Consider the following 18,810-nt stretch of genomic DNA (forward strand, 5'->3'; position numbering starts at 1 on the left):
AGCATGAGCGACACCGTCCCCAGCGCGTCCACCGACGCGGCCACGGGCGGCTCGGGCGGCCCGGCCGGTGCCTGGTGGCGCGACGCGGTCGTCTACCAGGTGTACCCGCGCAGCTTCGCCGACGGGAACGGCGACGGCGAGGGCGACCTGCCCGGCCTGCTGGAGCACCTGCCCCACCTCGCCGACCTCGGGGTGGACGGCATCTGGATCTCGCCGTGGTTCCCCTCCCCCATGGCCGACGGCGGCTACGACGTCAGCGACTTCCTCGACATCCACCCGATGTTCGGGACGCTCGCCGACGCCGACGCCGTGATCGCCCGGGCGCACGAGCTCGGGCTCAAGGTCATCATCGACGTCGTCCCGAACCACACGTCGGACCAGCACCCGTGGTTCCGCGCGGCCCTGGCGGCCGGGCCCGGGTCGCGCGAGCGGGCGCGGTACCTCTTCCGCGACGGCCGCGGACCGGACGGCGACGAGCCCCCGAACAACTGGATCAGCTGCTTCGGCGGCTCGGCCTGGGAACGCGTCACCGAGGCCGACGGCCGTCCCGGCCAGTGGTTCATGCACATGTTCGCGCTCGAGCAGCCTGACCTCGACTGGACCAACGCCGACGTGCTCGCCGACTTCGACGACGTGCTCCGGTTCTGGCTCGACCGCGGCGTCGACGGTCTGCGGATCGACGCGGCCCCGGCGATGGGCAAGGCGGCCGGGCTGCCCGACGCCGACTACGGCGACGTCGCCGAGTTCCGCACCCTGGAGTGGACGGACAACCCGCACTGGGACGTCGACACGGTGCACGAGGTCTTCCGCCGGTGGCGCCGGATCGCCGACACCTACGAGGGCGACCGGGTCTTCGTCGCCGAGGCCGTCGTCAACGGGCCCGAGCGGCTGGCGAAGTACCTGCGGCCGGACGAGATGCACTCTGCCTTCAACTTCCCCTACATGAAGTCGGCCTGGGACGCGGCGGCCCTGCGGTCGGTGATCGACGCGACGCTGGCCTCGTACGAGCCGATCGGGGTGCCCTCCACCTGGGTCCTGAGCAGCCACGACGAGACCCGGCTCGTGACCCGCTACGGCCGCGGGACGACGAGTTCGGTCTTCATCACCGACGGCGCCGGCGAGGAGTCCGACCTCGAGCTCGGCACCCGCCGGGCCCGGGCCGCGGCGCTGCTCATGCTGGCCCTGCCGGGCGGCGCCTACGTCTACCAGGGCGAGGAGCTCGGCCTGCCGAATGTCGACGACCTGCCGGACGAGGTGCTCCAGGACCCCATGTTCGCCCGCAGCGGCGGGACGATGCGCGGCCGCGACGGGTGCCGGGTGCCGCTCCCGTGGAGTGGCGACCGTCCTCCGTATGCGTTCAGCCCGGCGTCGACGTCGACCTGGCTGCCGCAGCCCGAGGGATGGGGGCGCTACACCGTGGAGCGCGAGCGCGCCGACCCCGGCTCGATGCTCAACCTCTACCGGGATGCCCTGCACCTGCGGCGCGGCCTGCAGGGGCTGGCGGCCGAGGGCCTGCAGTGGAGCGAGGCGCCCGAGGGGGTGCTGGACTTCCGCCGCGGGCCGGTCCTGCGCTGCGTCGTCAACATCTCGGCGTCCCCCGTGCCGCTGCCGCCGGACGCCGAGGTGCTGCTCGCCAGCAGCCCCCCGCAGCACGGAATGCTCCCGGTCGACGCCGCCGTCTGGCTGCGGCCCGCCTGAGCTCCGGCTCGCCGGCCGCGGCGGTCGGGACCGGACGAGCCGGGACGGCCTCGGTCCTGGATGACCTTGGGCCGGAACGGGCTCGGGCCGGAACGGTCTCGAGACGGGACGGCCTCAGCGCGGGCGACGGTCCCGGGAGGTCGCCCGGGCCGCGGCCGCACCAGAGCGAGCGCTGCCGCCGAAGAAGATCGAGACGCCCAGCATGAAGCCGAAGTCGTACCAGGCCCCGCTGTTGCGGACGGCGTAGATGCCGACGTCGTCGCGGAACAGCGACACCAGGAACGTGATCGGGCTGATCAGCCCGTGCCACAGCCCGAGCCAGAAGCCGGGCACGTCCGAGCCGGAGGCCACCATGGTGTTGCCCTTCGCGGCGCAGGCCGTGCTGACCAGCAGGACGACCACACCCACGGCGAGCGCCCTGGCCGCCATACCCCGCCGGCCGGTCACGCCGCACCCACCGGCGGTGGAGGCCCACCTCCGGGCGGTGGAGCCGCACCCACGGGCGGTGGAGCCGCACCCACCGGCGGTGGAGCCGCACCCACCGCCGGTGGAGCGGGCGGCCCGCGGTGGGTGGACGCGCGCTGCACCATCACCACCACCAGCACGCCACCGGCCACCAGGAGCAGGACGCCGATCACGATGAGCACCACGCCGGCCGTGCCGAGCCAGGGCAACCCGGCACCGGCGACGACCGCGGCGGTGACCCCGGCCGAGGCGTCGGAGTTCATGACCACGACGGACCACGTCCCGTTCGTCGGTCGCCACCGCAGGTCCAGCGTGCCGGTGCCCTCGGCCTTCGCCGTCCAGATGCCGAGGGTGTCCGGGGCAGCCACGGGGGCCCCACCAGCCACGTCGCGGTCCCCGCTGGAGCGGGAGTCCGGCTCCGTCCGGGCGACGCCCCCGAGGTACCGGTCGATCGCGGAGGCCGGGGCGATGCCGACGAAGACGGAGCGGCCGGGCGTGGTCGGCGTCACGCGGATCCGGACGTCCCCGACGATCCTCGCTGCCCAGTCGGTGCCGCCGGCACGGGTGTCGACGACCGCCGAGGGCGCCACCACGGCATACCCGGAGGAGCGCACCGTGCGGTCCACGACGGTGACCAGGCCGCCCTCGCGCATCGTGTTGTCCATGACCACCAGGGCGAGCCCGCCGGTGAGCACCCCCAGGGAGAGCATGACCGCGACCGACCCGGCGATGACGCCGACGACGCGTCCGGCGACCCACCCCGAGCGCCGCGCCGGGCCGGCGCCCGGACCCGGTCCCGCAGCGCCGGGGTAGTCCCCGGCGGGGCCGCCGGGGGAGCCGCTGGAGGCTCCCGGGTAGGGCACGGGCGGGGCGGCGCCGGGCTGCACGCCGGGCGAGGTCGCGTCGCCGTACGTCGGCGCGCCGGGTGGGGCCGCGACGCCGTATGCCGGCGCACCGGGCGAGGCCGCGCCGCCGCCGGACGTCGGTGCGGAGGGCGGCGTCGAGAACGCCATGGCGGACGGCTCGTGCGGGCCCTGGTCGAGCCGGAACGGCGGGTAGGCGTCGGTCATGAGGCCGACGTACGCGGCCACCCGGATCACCCAGCGGTTGAGCCCCAGGAGCAGGTCGTAGAGCGCCTGCGGGTACCGGCCCGTCGCTGCGAGCAGGACACCGGCGACGAGGGCGAGGACGCCGATGAGGCCCGTCTGCGCGCCGATGGTGCGCCAGCGGTCGATGGTGTGCACGGCATAGGAGCCGGAGCCCACGAGGAGGGCCACGACCACGTAGTGCGGGATGGCGAGCAGCCACCACTTCACGAGCACGAGGCCGCGGGAGAGGTGCTGCGGGTAGTCGATCTCCAGGTGGGCCGGGTAGTCCGGGACCTCGTCGAGCGTGAACGGCGGGTACCGGTCGGTGCCCAGGGCGCCGTAGGACCAGTACGCCACCCGCCAGCTCCAGCGGAGCACCCCGGCGTTGAAGTCGAACAGCGCCCGCGGGTACTCACCAGTGACGAGGATCGCGAAGAACGCCACGATGCTCAGGAGGACGAACGCCACCCAGAGGAAGGCGAGCACGAGCACGTGCGGGACCGCGAGCAGCCACTTGACCAGCCACAGCCAGCGCGAGGCGTGCGGAGCCGAGTCGGCCTCGAGGTGCACGGGGTACGCGACCGGGCGGGGCGCGAGCGTGGGCGGGGCGGCGGAAATGGCAGCCATGACGGACCTCCTGTGTCACCTCGACGGTCGCGCCGACCAGCGCCTGGTCACAGGGACGTTGGGCCCGGGTCCGCCCGGTCCGCCCCGTCCAACCCGTCCGCCCCGTCCAACCCGTCCGTCGCGTCGGCGGCAGACTCGCCGCGCCGCAGGCGTCGCCGCAGCCGCAGCCGGCCCAGCAGCCACCAGCCGAGGAGCGCGCCCCCGACGGGCACCTCCATGCCGATGACGAACAGGCGGTAGAGCAGGACGCCGGCCGCCGCGGACGCCGGGTCGGTGCCGAGCGCGACGAGCAGCCCGGTCATCCCGAGCTCGACGATCCCGGTCGCGGCCGGGGAGATCACCGCGAGGGACAGCACCCGCTCCACCGCGAACGCCCCCGCCACCACGACGAGGGCCGGCCGGGCCCCGAGCAGCAGCAGGCAGAGCCAGAGCAGGAGGCCCTGCAGGACGGCATACCCGAGCTTGCCCACCGTGAGCCGCACCCAGGCCACGCGGACCAGGTCGGCGACCGATGCCACGGCCGCGACCACGCGGTCGGTGTACGACGTCCCTGCCGGGGGCGGGTGGTGCACGAGCGTGCCGACGCGGTCCAGCAGCCGGCCCACCCAGGCCGATCGTCCGGGCGTGCGGAGCACCACGACGGTGACCGCGACCAGGCCCAGCAGGGTGGCCGCAGCACCCAGTCCGGCGGTGGTCAGCGCCTCGGACTCGGTGCCGGACGCGGCGAACCAGCCCAGGACGAGCGCGGGCACGGCCAGCCGTCCCAGCACGTCCCAGATGTTGGTGAGCAGGGCCCACCGAAGGAAGGCGGGGGTGCTGAAGCCCCAGCCCCGCACCGCCCAGTAGTTGACCGCGGACCCGGCGGCGCCCCCGAGGGGGAGGAGGTTCGACACCGCGCTGCCGGTGATGTTGAGGAAGAACGCCCTCGGGTGGCTCAGGCCGGGCAGTGCGGCCGACAGCGCCACGGTCTGCACCGCGAGCCCGGCGAGCCAGACGACGGCGAGCAGGCCCACCTGCGGCGCGGTGAGCCGGCCGAGCACCGCGCCGACCTGCCCCCAGCCGACCCCGGCGACCCGGGGCAGGCCGAAGACGAGGAGCGTGACGGCGAGCGCCGCCGCGGCGACGGCCTCGCCCTCACGGCGCCAGCGGGCCCCCCTGGAGGCGGGCAGCGGCGACCGCACCTGCCGGACGGGACCGGTCACGGACATACCCCCATGGTGCGGACCGCTCCCGCGGGCGGACAGGGACCTAGGCCCCGCGCACCCGGCGGGGCGGTGGCCCCGTGGGTGGACGTACCGGCCCGGCGCCCACCGACACGCCGGGACACGCGGGTCCCACATGTGGTGCCGAGAATGCCGGCGACCACCCCATATGGTGGTGGCAGCTGGTCCGGGGCCGAGATCCATCGGCTCCGGGGCAAGAGGGAACCCGGCGCGAATCCGGGACTGCCCCGCAGCGGTGACCGGGAACGACCGCCGTCAACCAAGCACTGCGCCCCCGGGCGTGGGAAGCGACGGCCAGTAGGAACCGTGGTCGGCACCTGCCGTCCACGGCACGCCCGGGAGTCCGAAGACCTGCCAGCGGCCACGCGCACCCCGCGCGTGGTGGAGTCGTGGCCTCGAGGGCGGGTCCAGCGGCAGCGGTGCGACGTGCGTGGCGGTATGCCGCGGGCGCGCGACCGCGTCGTCGTCCCCTCCCCGCGTGGCCCGCCTCCCTCCGGTACAGCTCGCGAGGAGAGAGCAGATGACCCAGGTCGAGGACCGGGCGCCCGACGCCCCCGGCAGCACCACAGATCCCGACACCACACCGCGCCGCAGCACCATGCAGGTGCGCAAGCGCAACGGCGACGGCGAACCCGTCGACGTCATGAAGATCGTCCGCGCCGTCGAGCGCTGGTGCGACGACCTCCCCGAGGTCGACCCGATGACCGTCGCGACCCGCACCATCAGCGGGCTCTACGACGGCGCCACGACGGCCGAGCTCGACCGGCTGTCGATCCAGACGGCGGCCGAGATGACCGCGAGCGAGCCCGAGTACAGCCGCCTCGCGGCCCGGCTGCTGTCCAACTACATCGACAAGGAGGTCCGCGGCGCCCAGGTGGCGTCGTTCAGCCAGGCCGTGCGGCTCGGGCACCTCGAGGGCCTCATCGGCGACGAGACGGCCGCCTTCGTCGAGGCGAACGCGCGCAAGCTCGACCACGCCGTCGACCCGTCCGCCGACCGGCGGTTCGAGTACTTCGGCCTGCGCACCGTCTACGACCGCTACCTGCTGCGCCACCCGCAGACCCGCGACGTCATCGAGACCCCGCAGTACTGGCTGCTGCGGGTCGCCTGCGGCCTGGCGCACACGCCGCAGGAGGCGATCGACTTCTACCGGCTCATGTCGAGCCTGGCCTACCTGCCGAGCTCGCCGACGCTCTTCAACTCCGGCACCCGGCACACCCAGATGAGCTCGTGCTACCTCGTGGACAGCCCCCGCGACGAGCTCGACTCGATCTACGACCGGTACGCGCAGGTCGCCAAGCTGAGCAAGTTCGCCGGCGGCATCGGGATCTCGTGGTCGCGCGTCCGCGGCCGCGGTGCCCTGATCCGTGGCACCAACGGCCACTCCAACGGCATCGTCCCGTGGCTGCGCACCCTCGACTCCTCGGTCGCAGCCGTCAACCAGGGTGGCCGCCGCAAGGGCGCCGCCTGCGTCTACCTCGAGCCGTGGCACCCCGACATCGAGGAGTTCCTCGAGCTGCGCGACAACACCGGCGAGGACGCCAGGCGCACGCACAACCTCAACCTGGCCAACTGGGTCCCCGACGAGTTCATGCGCCGGGTCGAGGCCGACGAGCCGTGGTCGCTCATCGACCCCAGCGAGGTGCCCGAGCTGCCCGACCTGTGGGGGCCCGCCTTCGAGCAGGCGTATGCCGCCGCGGAGCGCGACGGGCGGGTCGTGCGCACCGTGAGCGCCCGCGAGCTGTACGGGAAGATGATGCGCACGCTGGCGCAGACCGGCAACGGCTGGATGACGTTCAAGGACGCCAGCAACCGCACCTGCAACCAGACGTCGGACGAGCAGGGGCCGGGCGCTCCCGTCGTCCACCTGTCGAACCTGTGCACCGAGATCATCGAGGTCAGCAGCGACGGCGAGACCGCGGTCTGCAACCTCGGGTCGGTCAACCTGGCCCGTCACCTCACGCCCACCCGGGACGGGGTCGACTGGGCCGCACTGCGGTCCACGGTCCGGACCGCGGTGACCTACCTCGACCGGGTCATCGACGTGAACTACTACCCGAGCACCGAGTCGGCCGCCTCCAACCCGCGCTGGCGCCCGGTCGGCCTGGGGATGATGGGGCTGCAGGACGTCTTCTTCGCGCTGCGGCTGCCGTTCGACTCCGACGAGGCGCGCGAGCTGTCGACCCGCATCGCCGAGGAGGTCTACCTCTCGGCCCTCGAGCGGTCGGCCGAGCTGGCGGCGGAGCACGGCGCGCACCCGGCATACGGGCAGACGCGGGCGGCCCGGGGCGACCTCCAGCCTGACCTCTGGGGGGTGACGCCGACGCAGACGGAGCGGTGGGGCGCGCTGCGCGCGGCCGTCGCCGACCACGGGCTGCGCAACAGCCTCCTCGTGGCGATCGCGCCGACGGCGACGATCGCGTCGATCGCCGGCTGCTACGAGTGCATCGAGCCGCAGGTGTCGAACCTGTTCAAGCGCGAGACGCTCTCCGGCGAGTTCCTCCAGGTCAACACCGCCCTCGTCCGCGAGCTCAAGGACCGCGGGCTGTGGACGCCGGAGGTGCGCGAGGCGGTCAAGCGCAGCGAGGGGTCGGTGCAGGGGGTCCTCGACCTGCCGGAGGAGGTGCGGCTGCTGTTCCGGACGGCGTGGGAGCTGCCGCAGCGGGCGCTCATCGACCTCGCGGCCGCGCGCCAGCCGTACGTCGACCAGAGCCAGTCGCTCAACCTGTTCCTGGCCGCCCCGACCATCGGCAAGCTCAGCTCGATGTACCTCTACGCGTGGAAGGCCGGGCTGAAGACGACGTACTACCTGCGCTCTCGCCCGGCGACCCGCATCCAGCAGGCGACCGTCTCGGTCACCGGCACCGCGCCCGCCACCACCCCGACGGCGGCGCCCTCGTCGGCGCCGGTCACCACCCCGACCGACCAGGAGGCCATCGCGTGCTCCCTGGAGAACCCCGAGACCTGCGAGGCCTGCGAATGACCATCGACCAGACCACCACCACCGCCAGCGACCACACGACCACCCGGATGCTGCTCGACCCGGGGATGAACCTCACCCTGCGGCCGATGCGCTACCCGCACTTCTACGAGCGGTACCGCGACGCCATCCGGAACACGTGGACGGTCGAGGAGGTCGACCTGCACTCCGACCTCGCGGACCTCAAGCGGCTGACCGACGCCGAGCGGCACCTCGTGTCGCGGCTCGTCGCGTTCTTCGCGACCGGCGACACGATCGTCGCCAACAACCTCGTGCTCAACCTCTACCAGCACGTCAACTCCCCCGAGGGCCGGCTCTACCTGAGCCGGCAGCTGTTCGAGGAGGCGGTGCACGTGCAGTTCTACCTGACCCTGCTCGACACCTACGTGCCCGACGAGAAGGAGCGGGCGGAGGCGTTCGCGGCCGTCGACACCATCCCGTCGATCAAGCACAAGGCCGACTTCTGCTTCCGGTGGATCGACTCGGTGTTAGAGCTCGACCGGCTCGAGACCCGCGAGCACCGCAAGACGTTCCTGCTCAACCTGATCTGCTTCGCGGCGTGCATCGAGGGGCTGTTCTTCTACGGCGCGTTCGCCTACGTCTACTTCCTGCGCAGCCGTGGCCTGCTCAACGGGCTGGCGTCGGGCACCAACTGGGTGTTCCGCGACGAGTCGATGCACATGGCGTTCGCCTTCGACGTGGTCGAGACGGTGCGGGCCGAGGAGCCGGACCTGTTCGACGACGAGCTGAAGGCCCAGGTGCGCGCCATGCTGCGCGAGGCGGTCGACGCCGAGGCGCAGTTCGCCCAGGACCTGCTGGGGGGAGGCGTGGCCGGGCTGTCCACCGCGGACATGCGGCTCTACCTGGAGAACGTCGCCGACCGCCGGCTCCAGCAGCTCGGGCTCGAGCCGGAGTACGGGTCGGCGAACCCGCTGGCGTTCATGGAGCTGCAGGACGTGCAGGAGCTGTCGAACTTCTTCGAGCGCAGGGTCTCGGCCTACCAGGTGGGCGTCACGGGGCAGGTCGGCTTCGACGACGACTTCTGACCGGGTCCCGCCCCCGGTGCACGGTCGTGTGCCGGGTGGTCCTACCGCGAAGACCACCCGGCACACCCCGCCCCGCGTCGGCGACCCCGCCCCCCGGCCGGTCGCGCGCAGGCTCGGGCTCGTCCGGGACGCTCCTCCTGCGGATGCCTGTGGTCAAGAGCGTCGGGTCCGTATGCCGGTGATGTCCGTGAAATCCCGTGGGTCGGCCCCGTTCTCGTGGCCACGCGTCCACGACGGCATACGGTGGACGCATGTCCCGACCCCTCGCCCTCGCCCTCGGTGGCGCGGTCTTCGCCATCGGGGTCCTGTGGACCCTCCAGGGGCTCGGCGTGGTGGGTGGCAGCCCGATGACAGGCGTGACCCTGTGGGCCGTGGTCGGCCCCGTCGTCGCCCTCGTCGGTGTCGTGCTCGCGCTGCGCGGAGCCCGGCTGCGCCGCTGAGGCCGGCGCCCCCCTCCCCGCTCGAGGCGCCCGGCCTGCTGGGGCGGCCGTGCGCGGCTGCGGTCAGCGTGAGACGTCGACGAACGCGTCGACCACAGCCTGCGCGCCTGCCTTGACCCGCTCGGTGTTGGTGGCGCGGTTCCAGGCCTCCCAGTGCAACCGCAGGTCCGCCCTGCCGGCGGGGCCGCCGTCGACCACGATCCCGATGCCCTGCACGGGGACGCCCTTCGGCTTCCCGTGGGAGGGCACCACGGCCGTCCTCGACGACGGGTCCCCGAGGCCCAGCATCGACCACGGCAGGCGCAGGGTGAGCCGGGTGCCCTGGAGCTGCCACGTCGAGCGGTCGTCGTAGCCGGGGGTGCCGGGGTCCCAGGAGCCACGCCGCAGCCGACCGACCTCGAGGAACTCCGCGGGGGCAGGGCGACGGGTGAGCGGCAGGACGAACGGCCGGTTGGTGGTCAGCCGCTCCAGCGACCAGCCGTCGGGCCCCGGCTCCGGAATGGCGGAGGCAGGCAGGCCGTCCAGGAGCACCGGGTCGATGGCGCCGTCGACGACCATGGTGGCCGTCTGCGCCGCGGGGTCGACGCTCACCGCGTAGTCGTTGACCCCGACCGACCTCGTCGAGCCGCCGGGCAGTGCGAGCCCGCCGGGCACGACGTCGAAGCCGATGCTCACCGGCGCACTCGGGGCCTTCTCGAGGTCGACCGTGAGGTACACCCACGACGCGTCGTGGTCGAGGGCGACCCGCTGCACCCCCGTGCGCGACTCCCACGGGACGCGCTGGCCGACCCGCGCCGGGTCCTCGGCCACGAGGCCGAAGTGCTGCTCGTTGGTGAGCGGGTCGTGCCACACCGCCCGCCGCTCACCGTCGACGACCGCCTGGCGCTCGATCGTGTTCCAGGTGAACTTGAACCACTCGTCGACCCACGCGAACAGCAGGCCGCCCGCGAGCCCCGCCTCCTTGAAGGAGCGCAGCATGGCGGCGTCCATCGCCAGCGCCTCCTGCTCGCTGTGGTCGCCCTGGTCCCGGCCCTTCGTGCCGGTGTGGGCCGAGCCCAGCGAGGAGGGCACGCCGAACTCGCTCACGAGCAGCGGCATGTGCGGCGCGTAGTGCCTCAACAGGTCGAGCAGGTAGGCGAGGTAGGGGTCGTCGGCCCCGGCGTAGGACGACTGGTGCCGTAGGAAGTCCGGGTAGTAGGGGTAGGCGTGGAAGCTGGCGAAGGTCCCGCCGGGCCACGCCGCCGTCGGCAGCACGTGGTTGGCGTCGACGCCCACGGCGTCCTCGCTCGTGAGCGGCTCCGCCGGGTGGCGCAGCGGGTCGGTGGTCGGCCAGTTGACGAACGCGATGGGTGCGCTGACCCCCCGGGCCGCCTCGTGCGTCGCGAGCTCGTCCATCCGGGCCGCGAGCCAGCGCTCGGTCGGGCTGGCGTCGGGGGTGTTGGCGAAGTACCGGCCCCGGTGGAGCGGACGGCGGACGTTGCGGGTGTCCGAGGCCCGCGTCGCGTACCCGTCCCACTCCACCCCCACGATCCACGCGGCCACCCACGGCGACACGTCGGCGGTCCAGGTGCCGCTCGCGCGCCCGGTCCGCGGGGCCCGCACGAGGTCCCCGTGGACGGCTGCCGAGGCGTCGCGCAGCTCGGCCGACATCGCGGCCGTCGGCGCGGCAGCGAACAGGTCGTGGCTGCGCAGGTAGGACTCGTCCGGAAGGTAGACGCCCTGCACGAGGTAGATCGGCGCGTCCCGGTGCGCCTCGTTGTAGGCCACCAGCTCCTCGTACATCGCCGGCGGGTGGATCGTGTAGATCCGCAGCGTGTGCACGCCCATCTGGCCCATCTGGGCGAACCAGCGGCGGTACTCCTCGCGGCTGATCGCGAGCTCCCCCGGGCTGTGGCCAGGAGTGGTGCTGCCGAGGTTGACCCCGGACCAGAAGTCGACCTCACCGTGCCGGGTGTGGAGCAGCAGCCGCCCACCCTGTGCGGCCGCGACGGTGGACAGCCCCCGGGTGGTGGTCGGCCGAGGCGCCCAGGACCTGGGGTCGGCAGGCACCGCGCTCCAGCTCGCGGGGGCGGCCGCCGCAGCCGAGGTCGCCTTCGTGGGCGCGGGCTCCGAGGTGCAGGCGGCCAGCGAGCCGAGCGCGAGCACGCCGACGAGGGCGGTGGACCTGGTCAGTGCCCGTCGCGGGGCAGGCGTCATCGTGCGTCTTCCTTCGGGCTGTGGGGTCGTGCCCGACCGTAGGCCGCCTCGGTGCCGGAAACTGCCGGATCTGTCCGTTTCCGTCCGTTCGGCCGAGGACGGACCAGCCGTAGGGCGGCATACAACGCCCGACGCGGGGTAGGACCGGGCCATGACCGAACGCGCAGACCTCTCGTCGATCCCCGCCCAGGGCCAGCAGTGGCCGGGAAGTCTGGCCGCGCTGGACCCGCGGCCCGACCACGGGGAGACCTCGTGGCAGGGCCGCGGCCGGCTCGCCGGTCGCCGGGCCCTGGTCACCGGGGGCGACTCCGGTATCGGCCGCGCCACGGCGATCACCTTCGCCAAGGAGGGTGCCGACGTCGCGATCGCCCACCTGCCGCAGGAGCAGGCCGACGCCGACGACACCGTGGCGGCCATCCGGGCCGAGGGCCGCACGGGCCTCTCGGTCGCCACCGACCTGCGCGAGCACCAGGCGAACGTCGAGCTTGCCGCGGAGGCCGTCTCCGCCCTCGGGGGGCTGGACGTGCTCGTGTGCAACGCGGCGTTCCAGATGTCGCACGACGAGCTCGCCGACTTCCCGCCCGACCAGGTCCGGCGGACGTTCGAGACGAATGTCTTCTCGACCTTCTGGCTGGTGCACGAGCTGGCTCCGCACCTCGCCGACGGCGGCAGCATCATCGTGACCACGTCCGTGCAGGCGTACCAGCCGAGCTCGCACCTCGTGGACTACGCCGCCACCAAGGCCGCGCTGACCAACATGGTGGTCAACCTGGCCCAGGAGCTCGGCAGCCAGGGCACGCGCGTCAACGCCGTCGCCCCCGGACCGATCTGGACACCGCTCATCCCGGCGACCATGGCCGCGGAGAAGGTGGAGGGGTTCGGCGCCGACACGCCCCTGGGCCGGGCCGGGCACCCGGTCGAGGTCGCCGCGGCCTACGTCTTCCTCGCCTCGGACGAGGCCAGCTACGTCTCCGGGACCGTGCTCGGGGTGACGGGGGGCAAGCCGGTCTTCTGACCGGCCCGTGGCCACGAGAGCCCTCAGCCCCACCCCCAGCCCCACCCCCGATGGAACCCGCCGGCGCTCGGACCCCGCCCCCAGCCCCACCCTCCGATGGAACCCTCCGGCGCCCGCCCCACGCTGGGACCGGGCCGGCCGACCCGGGCCCTTCGGCCCTGTGGCGGCCGCCGCTCGCCGGGCACCGTGGGGGCAGGACGCCAGCGTCGCGTCCACGGCGCGAGGGAGCGGAGACCCCGATGATGTACGACGACCGCGGCTGGGGCTGGGGCTGGTGGATGATGGGCGGCGGCCTGCTGCTGCTCCTGCTGGTGCTGGTGGCGGCGGTCGTGGCCATCGTGGTCGCCGGCCGGAGGCCCGAGGAGCCCCGCAACCCCGTCGCGCGGGGTCAGGGCACCCAGGCACCGCCGACGCAGGCGTACGCCCACCCCTCCGACGAGGCACTGCGCGAGCTGGACCTGCGCCTGGCGCGCGGCGAGCTCGACGAGGACGCCTACCGCAGGACCCGAGAGCTGCTCACGCAGCACCGCACCGGCTGACCACGGCCGGTCCTGACCAGGGCCGGGCTCAGTCCAGGGTCTGGACCGCGAGCCCACCCTCGGCGTACCGGCGGCGCAGCACCTTCTTGTCGAACTTGCCGACACTGGTCTTCGGCACCTCGTCGACGAGCGCCCACCGCTCGGGCAGCTGCCAGTGCGCGAGCTTGTCCTCGAGGAACCCGCGCAGCGACTCCGGGGTGGCGGCGGCTCCCTCCCTCAACACGACCGTGGCCAGGGGTCGCTCACCCCAGCGCTCGTCCGGCACTCCGACGACGGAGGCCTCGAGCACGTCCGGGTGCGCCATGATCGCGTTCTCGAGGTCGACCGAGCTGATCCACTCGCCGCCGGACTTGATCACGTCCTTGGCGCGGTCGGTGAGCCGGAGGAAGCCGTTCGGAGTCAGCGTGCCCACGTCTCCGGTCCGCAGCCACCCGTCGTGGAACTTGTCGGCCATCTCTGCGAGCTCGTTCTCCGACTCCCCGCCGAAAGCGTTGTAGGAGCCGGTGATCCACGGTCCTCGGACCTCGAGCTCGCCGACGCTCTCGCCGTCCCACGGCACCTCACCCCCGTCCGGGCCGATGAGCCGACCCTGGACGCCGAGGACGAGGCGTCCCTGGGAGGTCGCATAGTCCCAGTAGGCGTCCGACCCCTCCTCCACCGCGGCCGGGGGCACCGCCGCGGTGCCGATCGGGGACATCTCGGTCATCCCCCAGGCATGCAGGATGGTGATGCCGTGCCGCTCCTTGAACGACTTCATCATGGCCGGGGGCGGGGCCGACCCGCCGACGATGAGGCCGCGGCACGTCGAGACGTCGACCGTGTTCTCCTCGAGGTGGTGGAGCAGGTCCAGCCAGATCGTCGGCACACCAGCGCCGTAGGTGACCTTCTCGCTCTCGATCATCGTCGCGAGCGGGGCCGCCTGGAGGAAGCGGTCCGGCATGACGAGCGAGGCGCCCACCGCCATCGCGAGGTAGGGAAAGCCCCACGCGTTGGCGTGGAAGAGGGGCACCACCACGAGCAGCCGGTCACCCTGGCGGGTGTCGGCCGTCATCGCGGTCGTCACGGCGTGGAGGTAGTTGGAGCGGTGGGAGTACGCGACGCCCTTGGGGTTACCGGTGGTCCCGGAGGTGTAGCACAGCGACGAGGCCGAGTTCTCGTCGAGGTCCTCGGGCCACTCGTACGTCGTCGGCTTCCCCTCGAGCAGCGTGGACCACTCGTGCACCCCCTCGACGTGCTCCGGCGCCGCGAGCGCGGCGCGGGTGTCGTCGTCGACCTGGCCGTTGACCACGACGTGGCGGACCTCGGGCAGGTGGGCCAGCAGCTTGGCGAACGGGGCTGCGAGGGTGTTGTCGACGATGACGACCTTCGCGCCGCCATGGTTCGCGACGTAGATGATCTGCTCGGGGAACAGCCGGATGTTCAGGGCGTGGAGCACCGCTCCCATGGACGGCACCGAGAAGTAGGCGATGAAGTGCTCGGCGTTGTTCCACATGAACGTGGCGACCCGGTCGTCCCCCTCGACGCCGAGGTCGTGGAGGGCATGGGCCAGCTGCGCCGCCTGCCGGCCGACTTCCGCGTAGGTGGCGCGGCGCGGACCGTGGTCGGTCCAGGTCACGACCTCCTGGTCGGCGTGCAGCGTCGTCCCGAACCGCAGGACCTGGCTGACGAGGAGGGGAGTCGGCTGCATCGTGCTGTCCATGAGGACAGCAAACTCTCTGGCCCCGCGAAGCGGAAGCCCTCGTCCGGCTCGGCCCTGCCCGCCCGCGCCCTCGTGACCGGCTCGCCGGGAGGCAGGACCACCCGTCCGCCGGACAGCACAAGGCCCCGACCGCGGTTCCGCTGGCCGGGGCCCGTCCTACTGTCTCAACACAGTGCGCGCCCGAAGGGATTCGAACCCCTAACCTTCTGATCCGTAGTCAGATGCTCTATCCGTTGAGCTACGGGCGCAGCTGTCGCCCCGGTCGGATCCGGATGTCCGTGCGCGGAGCAACGACGGGAAAGACTACCGGCTCCCCCCACCCCGAACGAAATCGGGTCCCTGGCCGACCGCCCTGCCACCGGCAGGCCCCCTCGTGGCGCCGACGCCCCGGCGCGCACACCGGGCCGACACACCACGACCGAGGCGCCGCCCCCACGCCTCGCGGACCGCGGCGGGCGCGGACGAATCCGCAAGGACCGCAGGACAATTCGGCAAGCTTCTTGCAGCCTCTGCAAGAAGCCGTCAGGCCGGCTCAAACATCTTGGAGGTTGTGAGGCTTTTCACGAGCGCTGCCGTGCATCTGCGGTACCGACCCCCTCCGCCGTGGGCGTACCTTGGCCGGATCAGCAGCGTTCACCATGTGGACACCACCCGGTGTCGCGTGGACGCACCACCGCACGAACCGCGGCGAGGGATCTGCGGGACGAAAGGGACGGCCGATCACATGACGACCGAGGCGACTCAGACCGACCAGCGCGCAGGGGGGACGACGCACGCCAGGCTGCAGGCGTGGGTCGACGAGGTGGCCGCGCTGACCACCCCCGACTCCATCGAGTGGGTCACCGGCTCCGACGCCGAGTGGACCCGCCTCACCGACAAGCTCGTCGAGGCCGGCACCTTCGTGCGCCTGGACGAGTCCAAGAAGCCGAACAGCTTCTACGCCGCGTCCGACCCGATCGACGTCGCCCGGGTCGAGGACCGCACCTTCATCTGCTCCGTGGATGAGAAGGACTGCGGGCCCACCAACAACTGGATGGACCCGGAGAAGATGAAGGACCTCATGCGCGGGCTCTACGCCGGCTGCATGAAGGGCCGGACGATGTACGTCATCCCGTTCGTCATGGGCCACCTCAACGCCGAGAACCCGATGTTCGGCGTCGAGATCACCGACTCGGAGTACGTCGTGGTGTCGATGCGGGTCATGGCCCGCTGCGGCGTCAACGTGCTGCGCCGGATCGAGGAGCTCGGCGAGGACGCGCGCTACGTCCCCGCGCTGCACTCCCTCGGCGCCCCGCTCGAGCCCGGCCAGGCCGACGTGCCGTGGCCGTGCAACGACGAGAAGTACATCGTCCAGTTCCCCGAGGAGCGGATGATCTGGTCGTACGGCTCCGGCTACGGGGGCAACGCCCTGCTGGGCAAGAAGTGCTACTCGCTGCGCATCGCCTCGGTCATGGCCCGCGACGAGGGCTGGCTCGCCGAGCACATGCTCATCCTCAAGCTCATCTCCCCCGAGCAGCAGGTCTACTACGTCGCGGCCGCGTTCCCCTCGGCCTGCGGCAAGACCAACCTGGCGATGCTCGCCCCGACCATCCCCGGGTGGAAGGTCGAGACCCTCGGCGACGACATCGCGTGGATGCGCTTCGGCGAGGACGGCCGGCTGTATGCCGTGAACCCCGAGTTCGGGTTCTTCGGCGTCGCCCCGGGCACCAACGAGCACACCAACCCCAACGCGATGAAGACCATCAACAAGGGCAACTCGGTCTTCACCAACGTCGCGCTCACCGACGACGGCGACGTGTGGTGGGAGGGCTTGGAGAACACCCCCGCCCACGCCACCAGCTGGAAGAAGCAGGACTGGACGCCGGACTCCGAGGAGCTGTCGTCGCACCCGAACAGCCGGTACTGCACCCCCATCGAGCAGTGCGACATCCTCGCCGAGGAGTACTACGACCCCAAGGGCGTGCCGATCTCGGCGATCTTCTTCGGCGGCCGCCGCCAGACGACCGTGCCGCTGGTGACCGAGTCCCGCGACTGGGTCCACGGCACGTTCATGGGCGCGACCCTCTCCTCGGAGACCACCGCCGCCGCGACCGGCCAGGTCGGCGTCGTCCGCCGCGACCCGATGGCGATGCTGCCGTTCATCGGCTACAACGCCGGCGACTACTTCCAGCATTGGATCAACCTCGGCAAGGACGCCGACGCGGCGAAGCTGCCGAAGATCTTCTACGTCAACTGGTTCCGCCGCGACGACGAGGGCAAGTTCCTGTGGCCAGGGTTCGGGGAGAACAGCCGGGTGCTGAAGTGGGCGATCGAACGGATCGAGGGCAAGGCCGCTGCGGTCGAGACGCCGATCGGCCACGTCCCCACGCCGGAGTCGCTCGACACCGACGGCCTGGACCTGACGGACGCCGAGCTCGAGCAGGCGCTCGCGGTCGACGCCGAGGAGTGGAAGGCCGAGATCCCGCAGATCGAGGAGTGGTTCGCCAAGTTCGGCGAGAACCTCCCGACCCAGCTGCAGGTCGAGCTCGACGGCCTCAAGGCGCGCCTCGGCGTGGAGTGACGTCCGGGGTGTAGCAGGACGGCCGACGACCCAGGGGCTCGGGACCGACGAGGTTCCGGGCCCCTCGGCGTGTCCGGGGCCCTTCGTCCCTGCTGCGCCCGCCCGGGGTGGACGCAGCCTGTGGTCGGAGGTGTCATGACCGCACGCCACGGCTCGCTGGACCGCATCGGTGTGCTCGCGCTGCTCGCGAGCGCTGTCGTCCTGCTCTCCCTCGGGGTGGGCATCGGTCTGGGCTGGGCGCGCGAGGGCTGGTCCGTCCTGGCCGTCGTCGGCTGTGCGGCCCTGCTGCTGGGGGCCGTCGAGTGGGTGCTCGCGGCGCGCGCGGTGGTCCGCGCCGGTGGCGGTGTGCGGCGCTGGGTCGGCCTCCCCCTGGCGGGACTGCTGTCCCTGGTCCTGGTGTACGTCCTGGCGGTGCCGTTGGCGGCCGCGGTCTCGGCACCGGTGGCCGTCGGTGCCACACCGGCCGGCCTTGGCCTGGCCTACCGCGACGTCCGGATCCCGGCCGGTGGCTCAGCCACCCTCGCGGGGTGGTGGCTGCCGTCGCACAACGGCGCCGCCGTGGGCGTGCTGCACGGTTCGGGCTCGACGCGCTCCTCCACCCTGGCGCAGGCAGCGGTGCTGTCCCGCCACGGGTACGGCGTCCTGCTGGTGGACGCGCGAGGCCACGGTGACAGCACAGGGCGCGGCATGGACTGGGGCTGGTTCGGCGACCAGGACGTCGCTGCCGCCGTCACCTTCCTGCGGTCGGCGCCCGGGGTGGACCCGCGCCGCGTCGCGCTGCTGGGCCTGTCCATGGGCGGTGAGGAGGCGATCGGCGCGATGGGCCGGGACCCACGCATCCGTGCGGTCGTGGCCGAGGGCGTGACGGGGCGGTCGGCGCGCGACCTGGGCTGGCTCTCCGACGCCTACGGCTGGCGTGGTGGGGTCACAGCCTGGGTCCACTCGGTCCAGACGTCCCTCGCGGACGTGCTCAGCCCGGCCCGCATCCCCCCGCCGCTGGGCGACGAGGTCGCTGCCGCCTCCCCACGACCGCTCCTGCTCGTCACGGCCGGGACGCGACCGGACGAGGGGCACGCCGCCACGGCGCTGGAGCAGCGGTCACCGCGGACGGTCGAGGTCTGGACGGTCCCGGGCGCCGGGCACTGTGAGGCACTCGCCACGGAACCGGAGGCCTGGGAGGCGCGCGTCACCGGGTTCCTGCGCAAGGCGTTGGGGTGAGGCGCCCGCGGGCACC

The 18,810-nt window shown here is 72.8% G+C and carries 13 protein-coding genes, 1 tRNA gene and 1 riboswitch; of the genes, 8 read left to right on the forward strand and 6 right to left on the reverse strand.

Annotation, left to right across the window (positions count from 1 at the left end; translation table 11 throughout):
- Nucleotides 1-3: 3 nt before the first annotated feature.
- Nucleotides 4-1,698: a glycoside hydrolase family 13 protein gene (locus ACYVDO_RS06885; RefSeq protein WP_460934086.1), complete on the forward strand. Its 1,695-nt coding sequence runs from the start codon at nucleotides 4-6 to the stop codon at nucleotides 1,696-1,698.
- Nucleotides 1,699-1,812: 114 nt separating this feature from the next.
- Here the strand turns inward: ACYVDO_RS06885 and ACYVDO_RS06890 are convergent, their stop codons facing one another.
- Genes ACYVDO_RS06890 through ACYVDO_RS06900 form a run of 3 tightly spaced genes read right to left on the reverse strand, consistent with a single transcriptional unit; the run spans nucleotide 1,813 to nucleotide 5,086 of the window.
- Complete coding sequence (locus tag ACYVDO_RS06890) at nucleotides 1,813-2,145, reverse strand: hypothetical protein (protein WP_460934088.1); 333 nt, start codon at nucleotides 2,143-2,145, stop codon at nucleotides 1,813-1,815.
- The gene (locus ACYVDO_RS06895; RefSeq protein WP_460934090.1) at nucleotides 2,142-3,878 is read right to left on the reverse strand and encodes a DUF4389 domain-containing protein; all 1,737 of its coding nucleotides are present in this window, start codon (nucleotides 3,876-3,878) and stop codon (nucleotides 2,142-2,144) included. The genes ACYVDO_RS06890 and ACYVDO_RS06895 overlap by 4 nt, the downstream gene beginning before the upstream one ends.
- A 47-nt stretch (nucleotides 3,879-3,925) precedes the next feature.
- Nucleotides 3,926-5,086 (reverse strand): lysylphosphatidylglycerol synthase domain-containing protein, encoded by a 1,161-nt coding sequence (locus ACYVDO_RS06900; protein ID WP_460934092.1) that lies wholly within the window; start codon nucleotides 5,084-5,086, stop codon nucleotides 3,926-3,928.
- A 160-nt stretch (nucleotides 5,087-5,246) separates the two neighbouring features.
- A riboswitch (cobalamin riboswitch) is annotated at nucleotides 5,247-5,474 on the forward strand.
- Nucleotides 5,475-5,621: 147 nt separating this feature from the next.
- On the opposite strand from ACYVDO_RS06900, the gene ACYVDO_RS06905 reads away from it, so the two are divergent.
- The 3 genes from ACYVDO_RS06905 to ACYVDO_RS06915 all read left to right on the forward strand — a co-directional run bounded on the left by ACYVDO_RS06905 (nucleotide 5,622) and on the right by ACYVDO_RS06915 (nucleotide 9,567).
- Complete coding sequence (locus tag ACYVDO_RS06905) at nucleotides 5,622-8,084, forward strand: ribonucleoside-diphosphate reductase subunit alpha (protein WP_460934094.1); 2,463 nt, start codon at nucleotides 5,622-5,624, stop codon at nucleotides 8,082-8,084.
- Complete coding sequence (locus tag ACYVDO_RS06910; RefSeq protein WP_460934096.1) at nucleotides 8,081-9,127, forward strand: ribonucleotide-diphosphate reductase subunit beta; 1,047 nt, start codon at nucleotides 8,081-8,083, stop codon at nucleotides 9,125-9,127. Before ACYVDO_RS06905 ends, ACYVDO_RS06910 begins: the two co-directional genes overlap by 4 nt.
- A 251-nt stretch (nucleotides 9,128-9,378) precedes the next feature.
- Complete coding sequence (locus tag ACYVDO_RS06915) at nucleotides 9,379-9,567, forward strand: hypothetical protein (protein ID WP_460934098.1); 189 nt, start codon at nucleotides 9,379-9,381, stop codon at nucleotides 9,565-9,567.
- A gap of 63 nt (nucleotides 9,568-9,630) precedes the next feature.
- Here the strand turns inward: ACYVDO_RS06915 and ACYVDO_RS06920 are convergent, their stop codons facing one another.
- Nucleotides 9,631-11,763 carry a hypothetical protein gene (locus ACYVDO_RS06920; RefSeq protein WP_460934100.1) on the reverse strand — a complete coding sequence of 711 codons (2,133 nt, stop codon included), beginning with the start codon at nucleotides 11,761-11,763 and terminating at the stop codon, nucleotides 9,631-9,633.
- Nucleotides 11,764-11,914: 151 nt separating this feature from the next.
- On the opposite strand from ACYVDO_RS06920, the gene ACYVDO_RS06925 reads away from it, so the two are divergent.
- Together ACYVDO_RS06925 and ACYVDO_RS06930 are read left to right on the forward strand one after the other, a co-directional pair.
- Complete coding sequence (locus tag ACYVDO_RS06925; RefSeq protein WP_460934102.1) at nucleotides 11,915-12,778, forward strand: SDR family oxidoreductase; 864 nt, start codon at nucleotides 11,915-11,917, stop codon at nucleotides 12,776-12,778.
- 239 nt (nucleotides 12,779-13,017) lie between these two features.
- The gene (locus tag ACYVDO_RS06930) at nucleotides 13,018-13,317 is read left to right on the forward strand and encodes an SHOCT domain-containing protein (protein ID WP_460934103.1); all 300 of its coding nucleotides are present in this window, start codon (nucleotides 13,018-13,020) and stop codon (nucleotides 13,315-13,317) included.
- A gap of 28 nt (nucleotides 13,318-13,345) precedes the next feature.
- Here the strand turns inward: ACYVDO_RS06930 and ACYVDO_RS06935 are convergent, their stop codons facing one another.
- Both ACYVDO_RS06935 and ACYVDO_RS06940 read right to left on the reverse strand, forming a co-directional pair.
- Nucleotides 13,346-15,016, reverse strand: a complete 1,671-nt coding sequence (locus tag ACYVDO_RS06935) for a long-chain fatty acid--CoA ligase (RefSeq protein ID WP_460934105.1) — start codon at nucleotides 15,014-15,016, stop codon at nucleotides 13,346-13,348.
- 175 nt (nucleotides 15,017-15,191) lie between these two features.
- A tRNA-Arg gene (locus ACYVDO_RS06940) sits at nucleotides 15,192-15,264 on the reverse strand.
- A gap of 476 nt (nucleotides 15,265-15,740) precedes the next feature.
- On the opposite strand from ACYVDO_RS06940, the gene ACYVDO_RS06945 reads away from it, so the two are divergent.
- Both ACYVDO_RS06945 and ACYVDO_RS06950 read left to right on the forward strand, forming a co-directional pair.
- The gene (locus ACYVDO_RS06945) at nucleotides 15,741-17,576 is read left to right on the forward strand and encodes a phosphoenolpyruvate carboxykinase (GTP) (RefSeq protein WP_460934106.1); all 1,836 of its coding nucleotides are present in this window, start codon (nucleotides 15,741-15,743) and stop codon (nucleotides 17,574-17,576) included.
- 135 nt (nucleotides 17,577-17,711) lie between these two features.
- Nucleotides 17,712-18,794, forward strand: coding sequence for an alpha/beta hydrolase (locus tag ACYVDO_RS06950; RefSeq protein ID WP_460934108.1), 1,083 nt, complete (start codon nucleotides 17,712-17,714; stop codon nucleotides 18,792-18,794).
- The last annotated feature ends 16 nt before the right edge of the window (nucleotides 18,795-18,810 follow it).

Source organism: Phycicoccus ginsengisoli, from assembly GCF_054779295.1.